Consider the following 15,910-nt stretch of genomic DNA (forward strand, 5'->3'; position numbering starts at 1 on the left):
TTAGACCCAGCTCTCATGTTGAGTCAGTTCAGAAAGCTTTTCGACATCCAATAAAGCTTCCATATTCAGTAGGATGAGGTGACCTGCTTGCACCGAAGCGAGCCCCCGAATAAAACGCTGGTCCACCCCCATCGACACTTTAGGTGGTGCCTTGATGGCCTCGTCACTGAGGGGATACACCTCTGACACCGCATCAACCATGATGCCAAACGGGTTGCCTTGAACATCACTCAACACCACGATGACCGTCACGTCGGTCAGCTCGGTTTTGCCCAGACCAAGACGCATTTTGAGGTCAATGATGGGTAAGTACTCGCCGCGAATTTCCCACACGCCTTTGAAATAGTCCGGCGAGTTCGGGACTTTGCGCACCGGCGACCAGCCTCGTAGTTCTCGCACATCTAAAATCGGCACGCCGTATTCGTCATCTTGTAGGGTGAAACTTAAAAACTCATGTCGGGTTTCCATTACTTCGCCCTCAAGATTTTGTCCATGTTGAGCAGCTCGTGGGTATCAAGCAGGGACATCACCTGCTCGCCCACATTCATCAACCCAACCAAATAGGGTGTCACAGCCGTGTCGCCGACACAGGGGTGAAGGGTTTTGTCGTCTTGCGCCAATACATCGCTGACCGCATCCACCACAACGCCCATCAAGCGCTCGCCTTGATCACCCTCTTCTCGCAATACAATCACAACGGTCGTCGGCAAGTATTGGCATTCACCTAACGAAAATCGTCGTCTTAAATCCGTCACTGGCACGATCATGCCGCGAATATTGATCACGCCACAGACAAATTCCGGGGCGCGAGGTATCGGCGTCGGCTTTTCCCAAACCCGAATCTCTTCGACATCCTTAATCGGCACCGCATACAACTCGTCAGCAAGCAGAAAGCTGAGAAAATCCGCGCTCTGCTCACCAAGCTCTTCGCTGTATTGCCCAGACACTAGCGCCGCGTCTTGAGCTAGCGCGTCTGTATCTGGTTGAATGGCGGTCACTTGATTCATGATGTCTCCCTACGCCGCTAATCCGTTACTGCCCGCCGCATCAAGGTGGGTTTTCAAAAAGCCGGTGATTAATCCCTGAATATCCAAAATCAATGACACCGACCCATCCCCTAAAATGGTGGCGCCAGAAATGCCGGAGACTTTGCTGTAGTTCGACTCCAAACTCTTGATGACCACCTGTTGCTGCTCTAACAGTTCATCAACCAATAACCCAACGCGATTGCCTGCCGCTTCCACAAAGCAGAGTATGGGGTGCTCACTGGGCGTAGCGGGAGCCAGTTCAAGCTCGGATTGCAGATTCATGATAGGGATGCTTTCTTCTCGTAGGCGATACAGCAACACGCCACCGGAAGCGCGTTTGATCTTGCTCTCATCCAAAGAGACCGATTCGATGATGGTCAGCAACGGAATGACAAACACTTGGTCGGCCACTTTGATAAGCTGACCGTCCAAAATCGCCAAGGTAAGGGGTAAGCTGATGGTGAAACGGCTGCCTTTGCCCAGCTCGGATTCCACCTCGATGTGGCCGCCCAATTCTTCAATGTTGCGCTTGACCACATCCATACCCACGCCTCGCCCAGAAATATCTGAGACCGATTCCGCCGTCGAAAAACCGGGGGCAAAAATCAGGTTCATCACCTGCTGTTTGGAAAACTCGTCCCGGTTGGCATCGCTCGCGACAACGCCTTTTTCCTGCGCTTTACTCCACAGCACATCGCAATCGAGTCCGGCGCCATCGTCGCATATTTGAATGATGATAGAGCCGCCTTGATGGAAAGCATTAAGCTCAATGATCCCAGCCTCGGGTTTACCTCGTTCACTGCGCGTTTGGCGTGACTCTAAGCCGTGGTCAATGCCATTTCGCACCAAATGCACGAGCGGATCAACAATGCGCTCTAGCACCGTTTTGTCGAGTTCCGTGTGCTCGCCCTTGATCACCAACTCAACCTGTTTGTCCAAGCGAGATGACAAATCTCGAACCAAACGGGGGAAGCGACTAAAGGCAAAACTCATTGGCAACATGCGAATATTGAGGACGTTATCTTGCAGCTCCTTGCTGTTTTGCAACAGCTGCTCGAGGCCAGCTTTGAGTTTATCCAATTTATCAGGGGTAAAATCGTTACCAATTTCCGTCAACATGGATTGCGTGATGACCAGTTCGCCCACCAAGTTGATCAAGCTATCGACTTTATCAATATCTACCCGAATGGAACCGACGCTTGACTCGGTTTTCGTCGGCTTGGACGCGGTTTTCACTGGTGTCTCAATGCTTGGTTTGGTTGCGCTAGGTTCAGATGCAGTGGGCTCAGATGCAATCGGCTTGAGTGTAATGGACTCAGACTCGGTAGACTTAGACGCCGTCGAAGCGGAAGAGATTGACTCAGATGGGGCGACTTCTAACGATGTCTCTTCAACCCCACGCTCACCACTCTCTGGTTGTCCTCGCGTAATGATGAGATCGCACTCATCCTCTACCCATTCGAATATCTCGCTAATCTCTTCTTGCGCGAGCTGACCATCCATAACGAGATGCCATTTCAGATAACAGAGCTCCGCCTCCAGTTGCTCAATCATGGGTAAGGTGCTGGTGGCGACGCAAATCGACATGTTCGGATCCAGTTCATGACATTCGCGAAGGATGCGTAACGGGTCGTTGCCGCTAAAAAACAGTTCAGGATGGGGAGCAAACGTGATGTGGTAAGGTAGAGAACCCGCATCGGATGCCTCCGCCAATGACTCGTCGGGCTCACTTTCAACGCTTGGTTCGTCGCCTAATAAGCGTTCTAGCTCCTGACTGATCTCAGTTTTTAGGTTGGATTCATTAGGAACGCCAGACTCGTGCGCCTCAAGCAACGTGTGTATGCAGTCAACACTGCGCAGCAAGAGATCAATGCTGGCGGGCGTTAATTGGTGCTCGCCATTACGCACCAGATCCAGATACGCTTCAACGGAATGAGTAAACTCGCTGATATCGAGTAAGCCAAACGTGCCGGCTCCGCCTTTAATCGAGTGGGCGGCGCGGAAAATGGTGTTGATCTCTTCACTGTCGATGTTGGTGACATCAAGGTTGAGCAACACCTGTTCGAGAGTTTCAAGGTTTTCCCGACACTCTTCATAGAACATCTTACGCAGTTGACCCATATCTAGCGACATACTTTCCCCTCAAACGCTCTCTGTTCTAAACCGCTGACTACAGCACGCGCTTCAATGTTTTTAGCAAGGTATCGGGATTGAATGGTTTCACTAGCCACCCCGTCGCACCGGCCTGTTTGCCCTGCAGCTTTTTATCCGCACTGGTTTCCGTGGTAAGCATGAGGATCGGCACAAATTTGTACTGCGGTTTCTCTCGCAGCGCTTTAACCAGCTCAAAGCCGCCCATGTTAGGCATGTTGACATCGGAGATCACAACGTCAAACCTCGCGCTCATCACTTTATTCAACGCGTCTTTACCATCATTCGCGGTTTCTACCTCATAGCCGGCATCTTTCAGGGTGTGACTGACCATTTGTCTGATTGATACAGAATCATCAACAGCAAGAATTTTAGTCATGAGATCCATCTCCAACGTCTGAACTTAACTTCAATAAGTGTTGTAATCCCAAGGCGTTTGCTCCTTGTTTTAATGTGGCGCTCGGCTTGTCGAGTCGTATCTCGACTGAGTCGCGCTCTGCACTAAGAAAAAGAGAAACAAGGACCTGTAGGCCCGCAGCGTCGACTCGCTCCACATTCGAGGCGAGAATAACAAGCGAGCGATGATCTTGAAGCCACTGCTTAGATTCAGCAGCGACATTGAGCGCACTTGAGATATCAAGCGCATCAGGAAGTAGACAATCCTTTTTCATTGTTATTCTTATTTCCTAGCCACAAAACACTACGCACAAAGTTTTATATTGAGTTTAGGAAAGGTTCGTCATTTGGCAAATGTGACTTAACTTTTGATACAGCAAGTTGCCGTTAAAATTTTTGTCGTTGGAATAAAAACTATCGAAGATTTAGTGGGTTGCCGATGGAGGCTATTTGGAAAAAATTCTTATTTTCTACTGTGTTTTATTGACTGGTTCTTTAGTACTAGTTCGCAACCGCGTTGAAGGTAGGGTGTTATAGAATGAGATTTTACAGTGTAAATCGACTCGATTGTGTGGCCGTTTACACTGTAAATTTATCGTCTATTTTACAGTGTAAATTGGACTAGCCAGAACATTGAGATAACCAAGTTTCTATATCAAGCCGAAGCTGAGCTTCGACCTGCTTTTTACCAGGCAAACCTAAAGCCAAGGCACACTCACTCCAGCTCTGTTTTTGCAATACCTTTCTTATCATCACATCGCTGAACGCCTCAAAACCGTGTGTGAATGCAAAGCGATCGAGAAGTGGCGCACAACTGTCATAACTCGCCCCACCTTTTGCATAACCCAACAGAAGCGCAGCCGTCCCAGTAGAGACAATGGAAGCATTAGTTTTTGGCGCCAAACTACGGACGACCTCAGTTTCAAGTTGGCGCAAACTGTCTGAGAGAGAATAGTGAAATTGCGTGGAGTAATGTTGTGCCACCTGTGCTAGCCACTCAGTATCGCCTTTGATCATAATGACCGAGTGTGTACCGCTGGCGCTGTCTCGTTGACTGCTCACTTTGATCGGTGCAAAACCAGCTTGGCGCCAAAACTTAACCAAATCAGCGGTGGCGCCAAAGCTGGTGGAGAGAAAGTCACACTCAATGCTCTCTTCAAGCTGTGCGAGTACCGCCAGCCCTACCCCTCGCCTTTGTAGATCGGGGTGAACCGCTATTCGCATGACACGCACGCTTTTTTGCTGCGCAGCTCGCTCAATACCAAATTGATTCGCTAAGGTGCTCGGCACCAATTGACCTTTGGGGCGTCGTTTACCGAGCACAATGTCTTGCACCAGCTCTGCGGGCATGTAGCCCTCATCGACGGTCAACACGCAGGCAATGCATGTCCCTGACTCAAACTGAGCATACACGTTGACGCTGGGCTCATCGAGGATAAGCATCAAATCATTGGGTGACGTCTGATAATGAGCGTTGACCAACAGCGCAAAGCACTGGCGCAGCAACTCAGGTTTTGCCAACAGCTGCGCTTTGTCGATGCAGGTGAGCGCTATCTCCGGCAACTGAACAGGCGCAGGTTCTAAATCGGCGTCTAAGGCAAACGTCGAAAAATGCCATGCTTCTAACGGATCGCCCGCGTTCCAACGAATCGGTTGGTGGAGATGAAGTTGTACCATCCCCGGTCTTGCCACTTTAAGCCAATCTAAAAACTTGAGCGTAAAGCCGCGTCCACATCCCTCATAGCCGTGAATGGTGGTCGAAAACACGACACGATGATAGCGCTCTGTGATCTGTTTGAGCATGGAAATAGGAATCGCAGACGCTTCATCGACCCACAAAGCATTACAATCCGGGCGCAGGCGCAGTAACTCATCTGGCGCAATAAACGCAAGTTGACTCTCTTGGTATTCTATACATGATTTGCTGACCGTGGCGCCCTCAAGTCGTGAGGCGGCGTGTTCAAACACTGCGCGTGTGGCGGCCAAACTCGGCGCACAAACAAGAAGACGTTTTCGAGAAGCCTTCATCAACCTTGCCGCCGCAATGCCTAATGCGCTGCTTTTTCCTCGACCTCGGTCTGCCGTTAGCACCAATGGGCGCTTTCTGTGGCCTTCCACCACGCGACAAATCGCTTCAATCGCTGAGTGTTGCTCGATAAACGGATCTTGAGTTTGTCCACTCGTCAGCGTGATGTTGGGGAGTGGTTTATCGGATGATAACCAATACAAGGATTGCATTGAGCGCAGCAACCACGTTTTCGATGAAGAAGCATCGATGCACTCGTCAAGCGTGAATATCACTACCCCGCCCCCTTTGACCGCACCGAGTGCCGCACTGACGCTGTTGGCATCGAAATCGTCGTTCACCGCGACCACTAAGAGCTCTATCTCTTGGCCCAGTAGCTGAGTGCCTTGCTTAGCCGCTAGATGACTAACAAGGCTGTCATCTTGATTAAAGACAGTGTGACCGAGACAAACCGCTGATTCAGCGCCGCTCGCTGAAAGCGCAGTGCGCAATACCGTGAGTTGCCATTGACCATCGCCTTCAATCACCACACCATAACGATGACGCATTAATTGGGCTTGTTGAAAAAGATCACGAAAAAAGGACTCTATCGGATTCATAACACGTGGGTAACGGTGGACGATGGAGTGAGTATATCACTCTCGCTGTGCGCTGCGACATTCGCTCATCGTTTCTGCCCGCCGCCGCGCGCCAGCAATAAAAAAACCGCTCGAACAAGGAGCGGTTTTAGATGACGTTGATGGAGAAGTTACTGGAGCTTCGCTTGCAAGAAATCCAGAATATCTTGCATCAAAGCATCATCGACTTTCTTTAGGTTCAGCGACAAACTGGAACCTTTACGGCTGTAGCTCGCGCGACCTTTGACCAGTTCGGTTTTCGCACTGCCACTGGATTTGCTTGGCGTCATCTCTTCAATCCAAGACTCTATCGTCTCAGAGACTTCTTTGGTAATGCGTGCAACCCCTTGGGCTTCACTGCGCTGCCACACAAATCCCCCTTCACACTGACACTTTTCAAGTAGCTTTGCACGGTTCTCATCGCTGAGTGCATTGAACTGCTTGTGCAACTTCACAATGGTAGGTCGACCTAAGTCCGCCACATTCGGGTACGCTTGCAGCAGCTCTAGTGGCAAATCAGCGGCTTTCAACGCCCCACTGACCAAGGCTTCACTGCACTGAAACATCTTCGCCAGTGCTTTCTGATCCTCAGCTTCACCGCTAGCGAGCTTTGCTTGCATCTCTTTGCCCTTCTCATACAGAGACAAAGGCTTGTGGGCGTTCGCCACATCGGATAAGAATTTTGCATGTTGGGTGTTGATGTCATCGGCAACATAGATCAAGAACTCTTTGTTGGACAAAATACACGACATGCGGCGACGGCTACCATCGAGTACTTCAATCTTGCCATCTTCACGCTTGCGACCGACTGCCGGGTACTGCTGGCCGCGCTCACGTAAAGTGACCAATACATCTGATAACGCATGCTCATTGAGGAAAGATTGCTCGCGGGCATTATCCGCAAAGACAACCGTCTGCGCTTCCACTTGATCGGCCGGAATACGCACCAACTCAAACTGCACTAACTCCTCACCCGCAACCGCTAACTCGATAAACTGCGCTTTATCTTTCGCTGCTTGCTGGGCTTCTTGTGGTGTCGTAACTTGGCGTTTGTTCGCCTTGCCGAACAGTCTTGCATTTAAGTCTGAAGTTTTAATTGCCATACTCTAGTTTACCCCTGATTCAGTGATGACCAGTGACTGTGCAACACGCGCTCAAGCTCCAGTGCACTCTTTTGTACCGCATCTTGCGCGGTCGCTAGGGTTTTCTTACCGCCTTCGAAGTCGCCGGTCGTGAGGTCAAACACCGTGCTGTAGGTGTCCGCACAGGTTTCAAACGCGCGGCTTCGCGGAATGGTGGCCATCATCACTTGATCGCCAAGTAAGTAGTTCATCTCAGTCAACACAGAAACTTGCTTCTTGTTGTCATCTTCAAACATAGTGGGCATCAGACGCACGAACTCAAGCCCTTTCCAATCTACTGGGAACATTTCATACACCGTCGGCAGGTGCTGGAAGAAGTTAACGGTCGACGCCCAATCCAATCGCTTCGCCGCACAAGGGATCAGCAACGCATTTGACGCGTACATGGCATTCCATACAAGGGGATCCACGTGCGGACCGGTATCAATCATAATGACATCAAAATCATCAGCAATCTTATCGATCAGCTTTTCTTTCAGTAGTTTTACGATATCCAACGACTGATTCTGTGACAAGCTTTGCCATGCTTCTGCGTTAAACATCGCATCTTCTGGGAAGGCAGACACGGTTTTTAAATTCGGGTACTGCGTTGGTAGCATGACGTTTTTGCGCAAAAATGCCTTATCGACCTCAGTACCTTCAGGTACGTTATCGAGCATGATATCCACTGCAGAATAGATACTCTGGTGTTCACTGATGCTAATTTGTGGATTTAAAAATAGACGCAACGAACCTTGTGGATCTAAGTCAATCAAACAAATGCGGTAACGTTTATCCAGATTGAGCGCTAAGCACGCCGCTAAGTGTACAGCGGTCATCGACTTACCGGTTCCGCCCTTTTGGTTCTGAACGTTAATGATCCACGGCTTATTCTCTGTGTTCTTTTTACGTTCATGAAACTTGGGGATGCCCGCCGCATCCATCAACATGTGCGCTTCTTGCAATGAAATGGAGTAGTGATTGGCGTTGTTTTTCGTAAATTGGTGACCGTCCGCTTCGAGCTTACTGATCGCATCATCTAGTTTGCGACGCGTTAGCCCTGAGCGGGTTTCCATCAGCGCTTTCGACATCGGAGGAAAATGTTCGTCACGACGTTCTTCTAATACGATCTCTATGCGGTCCGCTTGAACTTGAGCCGTCTGCTCCGCCAATTGGTAGAGACTCTCTATGGTTTGTTCTCTTTTCATTGCCAAAATCCGTTGTAAGTGACTAAAACAAATTGTACAGCATTTAATAAAACAAACAATAAAAAGGTGAACATTCACTTATGGATTAAAATCACATTAAATAAAAGAAATCGGAACAATTTGATGACTTCTTGTAATCTGATGTTATTTTCGTCAATAAGGTGAGCAAAATCGCCTAAAAATCTTAGCCACTTTTCTTCGCGTTCTAACTTCTCGTAAAAGTGTTACCTTGTCACATATTTACATTGTAAACTACAGAAGCAAACCGAAAGATGAAAGTAGGGCAGAAGTGTGGTGTTTTAATCCAACGAGTGCGTTCAAACCATTAATGCACCACAGCGTTCGCATTATTCACTTCTGACATACTCACCACAGAAAATCTCATCGCCAGTATCGGAACGATTAAGTTTTCCTCCTATTTTACGGAGCGTGTCATTTCAACCTTTACTGATCTAACCAAAACCTCACTCACTTTGCGGTACGAAGCCGTTTACGTGAGCAGAATGAGTGATAATAACTCTCGCAACGCGATCGTAATTCAACCGGATCCAGCGGTTGAGTATTCGAAACGATGATCAAGGGACATCACTTGATCATGCTTTCGCTCCAAATCGATGAAATTGGAACGATGATCAAGGCAACAAACCCTAAATGTCATCAATTGAACCTCGCGATCTTTCATCGCAAATGATCGGATCAATGATCAAGTGAATTGATGCTTCGGAAGCATGTAAAATAGAAGTTTATTTACGGACAAATGCAGATGGAATAAGAACTCATGCCAAAATAGCGGTGTTTAGCCAATAAATCAGATTGACAGGCACAGAGAATGGGAAGAAACACGAATCACTTGATCATGCTTTCGACCTATATCGTCATAGAAGCCGTTGAGAGCAAAGTTGGCCGAGATTGCCGTTCAAAAGCGATGATGGACAATAAACGGTGGAAATCCGAGCGAAATAAGCGACACTGCTCAGAAACATCAGCAGAAATGGCGTTTCCTTGATCATGTTTTCGGCATCACAGAGCGCTCAGCACAACCAATAAACCGCCGCTTATTGACACTTAACGATGCGTTCTGTGGATAACGTGTGAGAGAGTGATGATCATGCTTCTGCCAGCCCAATGATCATTGATTCAGCAACCACATGATCATGGTTCTTGGATATTTTGATCATGCTTTCAATAACTTAATGATCATGCTTTCGTCTTTCACATGATCATGCTTTCCAAGTCAGAAAAAATAATGCGCCAATAAACAATGACTTAGAAGGAAACTGACGGTCAGATCATAAGATCATATAACCAATATAGATCAAATAAATCAAAAAGATCAGTTATTTAAAAACCTCTAATTTTTTCTTTATTTATGATCTTTTTTTCTTTATTCTTCAGGAACTATAGCGATATTACGGCTAGTGTGATACGGATCTAATCATGAGTTCTGACGAAAAAATACTGATCAAAGCCCCAAGAAGCCACAAGGATGGCCATTTATTTGAGGTGTCTGAAACGGCTGTCCACTGGATAGAACAATACCAACACTTCAAAGGGGTGACGAAAAGTATTGTCGAACTGCTCAATCTCATCTCACTGCGAGGATTCAGCAGCAAAGATGGTTTGGTTTCAACCACTGAGTTGATCGATGCAACAGATGGGCAAGTCACACGAGCAGCCATTCAGCAGCGATTACGCGCCGCAGTCAACATCGGCCTGTTTTTACAGGTACCAGTGCGTTTTGAAGAAGGGTTAGCGGGCAAAACCATGCTCCATCGCTTTGTTAACCCAAACCAGTTGATTTCCGTGTTGGGCGCCACCAGCTTGGTCACGGAATCGGTGAAACAAAGTGAGAAACAAAAACGCTCTAAGGCACTGGCTCAAACTCAAGTGAACAAACGCTTGCTCAATGAGCATGGCTTGAATATTCCCCCAGCAATGAAAGATGAGGCGGATCAGTTTGTGGTATCGCCTACCAACTGGGCGGGCATTATCGATCAAGCCTTAGCGCCGCCCAGAACGCGCAAACAGTACCAAAAAAGCATGGTGTCGATCTCAGGCACGCGCGCGGTGATCGAAACACGATCATCAAAAAACATCATGACGGTGGATGATCTGATGACGCTCTTCGCGCTGTTCACCTTAACCGTGCAATACCATGAGCATCACCAGCAACAATATCAACTCGATGCAACGCACGTGCCTAACAAAACGCCACTCTACATCACCGACATTTTGTCGCTGCGTGGCAAAAAAGACAGCGGCCCTGCACGAGACTCCATTCGTGACAGCATCGATAGAATCGAGTTTACCGACTTTCAGTTACACGAACTCACTGGCCGTTGGCTGAGCGAGAACATGCCAGAAGGCTTTAAGAGCGATCGTTTTCGTTTCTTGGCCCGAACCATTACCGCATCGGAAGAGGCACCTACAGAGGGCGCTGACGGCGAAATTCGCATTAAACCGAACCTCTACATCTTGGTTTGGGAGCCGTCGTTCTACGAAGAACTGCTCACGCGTGACTATTTCTTCTTGTTCCCACCTGAAATTCTGAAGCAGCATACCTTGGTCTTCCAGCTGTACAGCTATTTCCGTAGCCGTATGGTACGTCGACACACAGATCAAATGCTATTAAGTGAGCTAAATCAAAAGCTTGCGCGTAACATTGAGTGGCGCCGTTTTTCAATGGATTTGATCCGAGAGCTGAAAAAACTCTCGGAAGGGAAGGGCAGTGACGATCTGTTTGTGGTCAATTTGTGGGGTTATCACTTAACGATCCGCACGATCGCGGAAGGCGACAAGATCAAAGATTACGAATTCGACATCAAATGCGATGCTGAAGAAGTGCTGCGTTATTCGCGCGCGCGCACCACCAACGCGGGTAAGCGCAACATGGCGCCGACGCTACCCAACCCGCTACGTAATGAGATGGTCACACGCCAACAGCTTGATGAGATGTCGCAGATCATCGACGGCGAGTTCGAGCCTATCCAACGTAAAGAGCGCGCGGCAAAAGGCAAATTGGGCCGTCGGGTAAAACAGCGTAAGCACTTAGTTGAGATCAACGCCGATGAGATCACTATTACTCTCTCCAAGTATACCTCTCCAGAGGCTCTAGAACGCTCTATAACGGCGTTAGCGGCGATGACGGGGCACTCCCATAACTCCATCCAAGAAGAGTGTCTGGAGCTCATTGACAAGCTTGACTACCTGCGAGTCGGTGAAGAGGTCATCCCATACGAGACTTTGAGTAAAATGGTCGAGTTATACAACAGCCAAAGTGAAAACAAGCACTTGTCGATCGAACGCTTGATTGCGGGCCTCGCCGTGCGCCGAAAAGTGTGCAAACAAGTCCATGAAGGGCATCTGGATGAGACCGTATTCCGCGCATTAGATGAAGTGGCGGTGTAGTTTTCGGCCTTGTCTGACAATTGGACACTATCACTACATTACCCTGACACTTTACTGACATAAAGCGCGCCGAGCTTGGCTATTATTTATCCCGAATAGACAACCTTTTGTCCTTTCTGATGAATGAGAGATAGGATTATCTCTGATAGATTGGCTCATATTGTTACATTCATTCTGAATATTTGGCGAGTTCGATGAACTCGCTATTTTTTTGCCTGTTGATCCCCTATTTCTCCTTTTACGCTGTTTCTCTTAAGCGCTCATGCGACCTTCATCACCTTGATCATGCTTTCGAAGAACAGTGCAAGATCACCGACATCCCTTGATCATTCTTCCCAAGATTGACATCTCGGTACTGACACCGCTTCGCTTGAACCTTTTTGTTTGGATAAACCTTGGTCTCAGGATGGAGTCAGCCCGTTGTTACGCTTCGGGAGTGCGGAGAGTTGGATGTTGCAGAGGGAGTGAGTAGGGCACACCGTAGAAAAAATGAGAGCTGGATCGCCTGACTTTTCTTAAGGGTAATCATTTAAATGTATCGCTAGTTTTTCTGCCCTGCAAAGGCTATTTATAAAATAATCGGTAAGAGTGTTCGAACTATTAGCGCAATCACATTCTGACGCTAAAATTCTTAACAAGGGATAGGCGAATTTGCTACAGATTAGGCGTCCCTAGCATGGTTTGTTCGGAGGTTACTATGTCCATTAATTCTATTGACCATGATGAAATGACTCATATTGCCGGTAAGTGGGACTTCACGGAAGAAGTAGAAACAAAAGAGCCAACCAAGGCAGTCAAATCTGCCGAGGCACGTAGACGTATTGAAGCATTGAGAGAGATACGTGAAAGCGGCTTATCGATTGAAGAAGCGAAAGAACTTGGTTTACTTCATTAAGCAATCCCCCAATTAGTTAAGGGCGGCCATAGTGCCGCCCTTAGTTTTTCCAAAAGAGCGCTGTTTTTTTTGATCTTGGCGGGTGAGCGAGGTGATTGAGACTCTACTTTGCTCGTTGGTGTGTGGTATATTCCCACTCCATATTTTTACAGAAACTGAGCGTGATTTATGTCGATTAACCTGTCGAACCTTCCTGCCGAAGAAAAAAACAAGGTTGAGCTTGATAAACAAGCGTCATTTTTGGTTTGGAAGCTCCGTGAGGCTAAAACTGGCCCAGATGAAGTGAATCAGCAAGCGGCCAAAATCAAAGATGAGAACGAGAAAGCGTTCTTCTTAGACTCTGTAGCCAAATATAAGCGAGTAATGGGCGTGTTGTGACCCCATTTCTCAGCAAGGCGAGAAATTGAAAAGCCCTCGCATTTTGCTAAAATCCTTCGCGTTAAATTGAAATTAGAGAGAACATCCCGATGGGAAGAAGTTTTGAAGTGCGCAAAGCCTCAATGGCGAAAACTGCAGGCGCAAAAATTAAAGTTTATTCCAAATACGGTAAAGAAATTTACGTGTGTGCAAAAAACGGCGGTTCAGACCCAGACATGAACCTGTCGCTTAAGCATTTGATTGCAAAAGCAAAAAAGGACCAAGTTCCTGCGCACGTGATCGATAAAGCGCTAGATAAAGCCAGCGGCGGTGGCGGTGAAGATTACCAACCTGCACGCTACGAAGGTTTCGGTCCGGGTGGCACGAGCGTTATCGTTGACTGTTTGACTGATAACGGCAATCGTACTTTCCAAGATGTTCGCCAGTGCTTTGTGAAAACAGGCGCGAAAATCGGTGTGGAAGGCTCAGTATCACACATGTTCGACCATCAAGCGGTGTTCCAGTTTAAAGGTGATGACGACGAGGTCATCCTAGAGACCTTGATGATGGAAGATGTGGACGTCACTGACGTAGAACTGGAAGATGGCGTGATCACAGTGTTCGCACCTCATACTGAGTTCTTTAAAACCAAAACGGCATTGAGCGCAGCGTTCCCAGACTTAGTTTTGGATGTTGAGGAAATCACTTTCGTACCGCAGACTCACACGCCAGTCAGTGGTGAGGATGCGGAGAAATTCCAAAAGTTCCTTGATATGCTTGATGATTGTGACGATGTTCAGCAGGTTTACCACAACGCTGAATTGTCGTAATCGACGAGTAAGACGAATAGAGTAACAAAAACCGAGCTTGGCTCGGTTTTTTTATGGCAGTGAGTTGGTCTTTGGGCTGGCCAACCAGGCTGATAAGCGGCGAATTTGTGGCAGTACCGTGAGGTTCAAGACCAAAGCGCATGGCCACGCCAAGGTAAAGCCTCTCATCCAAGCGGCTGGCCAGGTGGCGTTAAAGCCCAAATTGTAGCCAGACAGCAGCCCAGACATGATAAACGCCATTGTGAAGGATGACAGTAGGGCTGAAATCCAAAATTGTTTACGACTCATTGTAGCTCCTCATTAAATGGTTGTTTTGGCTATTCTGCATGCGAGTGAGTAATGTGTCTAACCGGTTTACAGTGTAAACCTCGACGATTACGCGACACGCTTCCTATCGTGCGCTAACGCCGAAACCGCTTGAGGCAGCAGTGACATAATGATCATGCCCAGCATTAAGCTGTACTGAAAGGGAGTGAAGGACTCACCAAGCAGTATCATCCCTGAAACGATGCCTGCGATCGGATTGGCAATGCCGCCAAAAGTAAAATCGACCACAGTCATTCTTTGTAGCAGCCAGACATACATGGCGTAGCTAAACGCCGTATTCAGACCGACTACCCAGACTAACCCGAGTGCATTGCTCATTGAAAAATGCTCAATGACGGAGGCGTACTGCTCCGGAGACGAGACACTGTGGAGTAGAGCCGCTAAGGTGAGTACACCGCCCCCAATGAGTAATTGCCATGTCAGGACTTTCCACCAGTGGATGCGACTGCCCAAAGATTTGGTCAACGCGCTGCCTGTTACTATGCATAAAATCGCGCCCAGCATGGCGAGCAAGCCAACCGGATCTAGGACAATCGTACTGGGATCGAACAACCACCACGCAAGCATGATCAAGGATGCGCCGCAAATCGATTGCAGCAAGGTCGGTCTGATTTTATGAACGATCGCCGCGTAGCCCAGCGCAAACACAGGAACAGAGACCATGCCAACACCGGCAATTGCAGACGGCAATCGCAGTGCCATGACAAAAATCAAGCTGAAAAACAGCCCGATGTTGACCGTTCCGAGTAGAGCCAGTACTCGCCATTCGCCTCTTTTGGGCCAGCTCGGCTTTATTGCAAGCAACAACAGCCCAGCCGGCAGCGCACGCAATGCGCCAAGCAGCAAAGGCGGCCAGTCTGTAAGCGCGAACTGTGTCACGGCGTAGGTGGTACCCCAAAAAAAAGCAGGGATCATGGCAAGCAATATATTCATCCAATTTATCTTTACGTTAAGATATTGGCCCGAACCATACGCCTATTCACCGTGCTTGTAAAGTATCTTTATGTTAAGGTAAATCCGCATGTCAGAATAATGGAGAGGCACCCCGGTGGATGTCATTGACACCTTGACCCAGCAGTGGTCGACAGAAAAACCGCATCTTGACACAGGGCCGATGGCCATGATGGGGCGGTTATTGCGCATAACGAAGCAGATCGAAGCGGCGCTGGCTCAATTGCACAAGCAGTATGACTTGAAATTGGGAGAGTTCGACGTCTTGGCGACCCTGCGCCGCAGTGGCGCGCCGTATCGTTTGACCCCTTCTGAGCTTATCAACGCGATGCTGCTGACCTCTGGGGCGATGACCAACCGTCTTGATAAACTCACAAGTAAAGGCTTGATCGTACGTATTCACAGTGAGCAAGATAGACGCAGCGTTGCGGTTGAATTGACGGAGCGTGGGCGCACTGTGATTGATGCCTTGCTCGACGAGCACGTGGCCCTTCAGCATCGCCTTGTCGAAGGACTGAACGTTTCGCAGCGTGAAGCGCTGACCGCTCTGCTCAAAGAGTGGCAGCTGCAACTGGAATCTTAGATGACGGACAAC

At 48.4% G+C, this 15,910-nt stretch carries 16 protein-coding genes; 6 read left to right on the top strand and 10 right to left on the bottom strand.

The window, feature by feature from the left end; translation table 11 throughout:
* The 8 genes from AC6R0R_RS15415 to AC6R0R_RS15450 form a co-directional block, all read right to left on the bottom strand.
* Nucleotides 1-468, bottom strand: a complete 468-nt coding sequence (locus AC6R0R_RS15415) for a chemotaxis protein CheW (RefSeq protein ID WP_500627340.1) — start codon at nucleotides 466-468, stop codon at nucleotides 1-3.
* Nucleotides 468-1,007, bottom strand: coding sequence for a chemotaxis protein CheW (locus AC6R0R_RS15420; protein WP_334553030.1), 540 nt, complete (start codon nucleotides 1,005-1,007; stop codon nucleotides 468-470). Before AC6R0R_RS15420 ends, AC6R0R_RS15415 begins: the two co-directional genes overlap by 1 nt.
* A 9-nt stretch (nucleotides 1,008-1,016) precedes the next feature.
* Nucleotides 1,017-3,161 carry a chemotaxis protein CheA gene (locus AC6R0R_RS15425; RefSeq protein WP_500627341.1) on the bottom strand — a complete coding sequence of 715 codons (2,145 nt, stop codon included), beginning with the start codon at nucleotides 3,159-3,161 and terminating at the stop codon, nucleotides 1,017-1,019.
* Nucleotides 3,162-3,198: 37 nt separating this feature from the next.
* Nucleotides 3,199-3,558: a response regulator gene (locus AC6R0R_RS15430; RefSeq protein ID WP_500627342.1), complete on the bottom strand. Its 360-nt coding sequence runs from the start codon at nucleotides 3,556-3,558 to the stop codon at nucleotides 3,199-3,201.
* Nucleotides 3,551-3,850 carry an STAS domain-containing protein gene (locus AC6R0R_RS15435; protein WP_500627343.1) on the bottom strand — a complete coding sequence of 100 codons (300 nt, stop codon included), beginning with the start codon at nucleotides 3,848-3,850 and terminating at the stop codon, nucleotides 3,551-3,553. The genes AC6R0R_RS15430 and AC6R0R_RS15435 overlap by 8 nt, the downstream gene beginning before the upstream one ends.
* A gap of 346 nt (nucleotides 3,851-4,196) precedes the next feature.
* On the bottom strand, nucleotides 4,197-6,200 hold the full coding sequence (locus AC6R0R_RS15440; RefSeq protein WP_500627344.1) for a tRNA(Met) cytidine acetyltransferase TmcA: 2,004 nt from the start codon (nucleotides 6,198-6,200) through the stop codon (nucleotides 4,197-4,199).
* Nucleotides 6,201-6,349: 149 nt separating this feature from the next.
* Nucleotides 6,350-7,321 (bottom strand): ParB/RepB/Spo0J family partition protein, encoded by a 972-nt coding sequence (locus AC6R0R_RS15445; RefSeq protein WP_500627345.1) that lies wholly within the window; start codon nucleotides 7,319-7,321, stop codon nucleotides 6,350-6,352.
* 8 nt (nucleotides 7,322-7,329) lie between these two features.
* Entirely contained in the window at nucleotides 7,330-8,547 is a 1,218-nt protein-coding gene (locus AC6R0R_RS15450; protein WP_500627346.1) for a ParA family protein, read from the bottom strand.
* A gap of 829 nt (nucleotides 8,548-9,376) precedes the next feature.
* Between AC6R0R_RS15450 and AC6R0R_RS15455 the strand changes: the two genes are divergently transcribed.
* The 5 genes from AC6R0R_RS15455 (at nucleotide 9,377) to AC6R0R_RS15475 (ending at nucleotide 14,037) form a co-directional block, all read left to right on the top strand.
* A complete protein-coding gene (locus AC6R0R_RS15455; protein ID WP_500627347.1) occupies nucleotides 9,377-9,553 on the top strand; it encodes a hypothetical protein in 177 nt (58 codons plus the stop codon).
* A 431-nt stretch (nucleotides 9,554-9,984) separates the two neighbouring features.
* Nucleotides 9,985-11,955, top strand: coding sequence for a replication initiator protein RctB domain-containing protein (locus AC6R0R_RS15460; RefSeq protein WP_487902458.1), 1,971 nt, complete (start codon nucleotides 9,985-9,987; stop codon nucleotides 11,953-11,955).
* Between the two features lie 697 nt (nucleotides 11,956-12,652).
* Nucleotides 12,653-12,850: a PA3496 family putative envelope integrity protein gene (locus AC6R0R_RS15465; protein ID WP_334553016.1), complete on the top strand. Its 198-nt coding sequence runs from the start codon at nucleotides 12,653-12,655 to the stop codon at nucleotides 12,848-12,850.
* A 168-nt stretch (nucleotides 12,851-13,018) separates the two neighbouring features.
* Complete coding sequence (locus tag AC6R0R_RS15470) at nucleotides 13,019-13,228, top strand: DUF3283 family protein (RefSeq protein WP_500627348.1); 210 nt, start codon at nucleotides 13,019-13,021, stop codon at nucleotides 13,226-13,228.
* Nucleotides 13,229-13,317: 89 nt separating this feature from the next.
* Nucleotides 13,318-14,037 (top strand): YebC/PmpR family DNA-binding transcriptional regulator, encoded by a 720-nt coding sequence (locus AC6R0R_RS15475; protein WP_334553012.1) that lies wholly within the window; start codon nucleotides 13,318-13,320, stop codon nucleotides 14,035-14,037.
* A gap of 51 nt (nucleotides 14,038-14,088) precedes the next feature.
* Here the strand turns inward: AC6R0R_RS15475 and AC6R0R_RS15480 are convergent, their stop codons facing one another.
* Both AC6R0R_RS15480 and AC6R0R_RS15485 read right to left on the bottom strand, forming a co-directional pair.
* The gene (locus AC6R0R_RS15480; RefSeq protein ID WP_500627349.1) at nucleotides 14,089-14,325 is read right to left on the bottom strand and encodes a DUF2798 domain-containing protein; all 237 of its coding nucleotides are present in this window, start codon (nucleotides 14,323-14,325) and stop codon (nucleotides 14,089-14,091) included.
* A gap of 87 nt (nucleotides 14,326-14,412) precedes the next feature.
* Nucleotides 14,413-15,297: a DMT family transporter gene (locus tag AC6R0R_RS15485; RefSeq protein WP_500627350.1), complete on the bottom strand. Its 885-nt coding sequence runs from the start codon at nucleotides 15,295-15,297 to the stop codon at nucleotides 14,413-14,415.
* Nucleotides 15,298-15,412: 115 nt separating this feature from the next.
* Between AC6R0R_RS15485 and AC6R0R_RS15490 the strand changes: the two genes are divergently transcribed.
* Complete coding sequence (locus tag AC6R0R_RS15490) at nucleotides 15,413-15,898, top strand: MarR family winged helix-turn-helix transcriptional regulator (protein ID WP_500627351.1); 486 nt, start codon at nucleotides 15,413-15,415, stop codon at nucleotides 15,896-15,898.
* Nucleotides 15,899-15,910: the final 12 nt, after the last annotated feature.

It is taken from the genome of Vibrio sp. R12-SW3-ISO1 (assembly GCF_059834005.1).

What these genes read in the sequence shown, in the direction of transcription:
- AC6R0R_RS15440 (WP_500627344.1), bottom strand. Translation starts at nt 6,200, where the DNA reads ATGAATCCGATAGAGTCCTTTTTTCGTGATCTTTTTCAACAAGCCCAA.
- AC6R0R_RS15415 (WP_500627340.1), bottom strand. Translation starts at nt 468, where the DNA reads ATGGAAACCCGACATGAGTTTTTAAGTTTCACCCTACAAGATGACGAA.
- AC6R0R_RS15480 (WP_500627349.1), bottom strand. Translation starts at nt 14,325, where the DNA reads ATGAGTCGTAAACAATTTTGGATTTCAGCCCTACTGTCATCCTTCACA.
- AC6R0R_RS15450 (WP_500627346.1), bottom strand. Translation starts at nt 8,547, where the DNA reads ATGAAAAGAGAACAAACCATAGAGAGTCTCTACCAATTGGCGGAGCAG.
- AC6R0R_RS15455 (WP_500627347.1), top strand. Translation starts at nt 9,377, where the DNA reads ATGGGAAGAAACACGAATCACTTGATCATGCTTTCGACCTATATCGTC.
- AC6R0R_RS15470 (WP_500627348.1), top strand. Translation starts at nt 13,019, where the DNA reads ATGTCGATTAACCTGTCGAACCTTCCTGCCGAAGAAAAAAACAAGGTT.
- AC6R0R_RS15425 (WP_500627341.1), bottom strand. Translation starts at nt 3,161, where the DNA reads ATGTCGCTAGATATGGGTCAACTGCGTAAGATGTTCTATGAAGAGTGT.
- AC6R0R_RS15485 (WP_500627350.1), bottom strand. Translation starts at nt 15,297, where the DNA reads ATGAATATATTGCTTGCCATGATCCCTGCTTTTTTTTGGGGTACCACC.
- AC6R0R_RS15445 (WP_500627345.1), bottom strand. Translation starts at nt 7,321, where the DNA reads ATGGCAATTAAAACTTCAGACTTAAATGCAAGACTGTTCGGCAAGGCG.
- AC6R0R_RS15435 (WP_500627343.1), bottom strand. Translation starts at nt 3,850, where the DNA reads ATGAAAAAGGATTGTCTACTTCCTGATGCGCTTGATATCTCAAGTGCG.
- AC6R0R_RS15420 (WP_334553030.1), bottom strand. Translation starts at nt 1,007, where the DNA reads ATGAATCAAGTGACCGCCATTCAACCAGATACAGACGCGCTAGCTCAA.
- AC6R0R_RS15475 (WP_334553012.1), top strand. Translation starts at nt 13,318, where the DNA reads ATGGGAAGAAGTTTTGAAGTGCGCAAAGCCTCAATGGCGAAAACTGCA.
- AC6R0R_RS15460 (WP_487902458.1), top strand. Translation starts at nt 9,985, where the DNA reads ATGAGTTCTGACGAAAAAATACTGATCAAAGCCCCAAGAAGCCACAAG.
- AC6R0R_RS15465 (WP_334553016.1), top strand. Translation starts at nt 12,653, where the DNA reads ATGTCCATTAATTCTATTGACCATGATGAAATGACTCATATTGCCGGT.
- AC6R0R_RS15430 (WP_500627342.1), bottom strand. Translation starts at nt 3,558, where the DNA reads ATGACTAAAATTCTTGCTGTTGATGATTCTGTATCAATCAGACAAATG.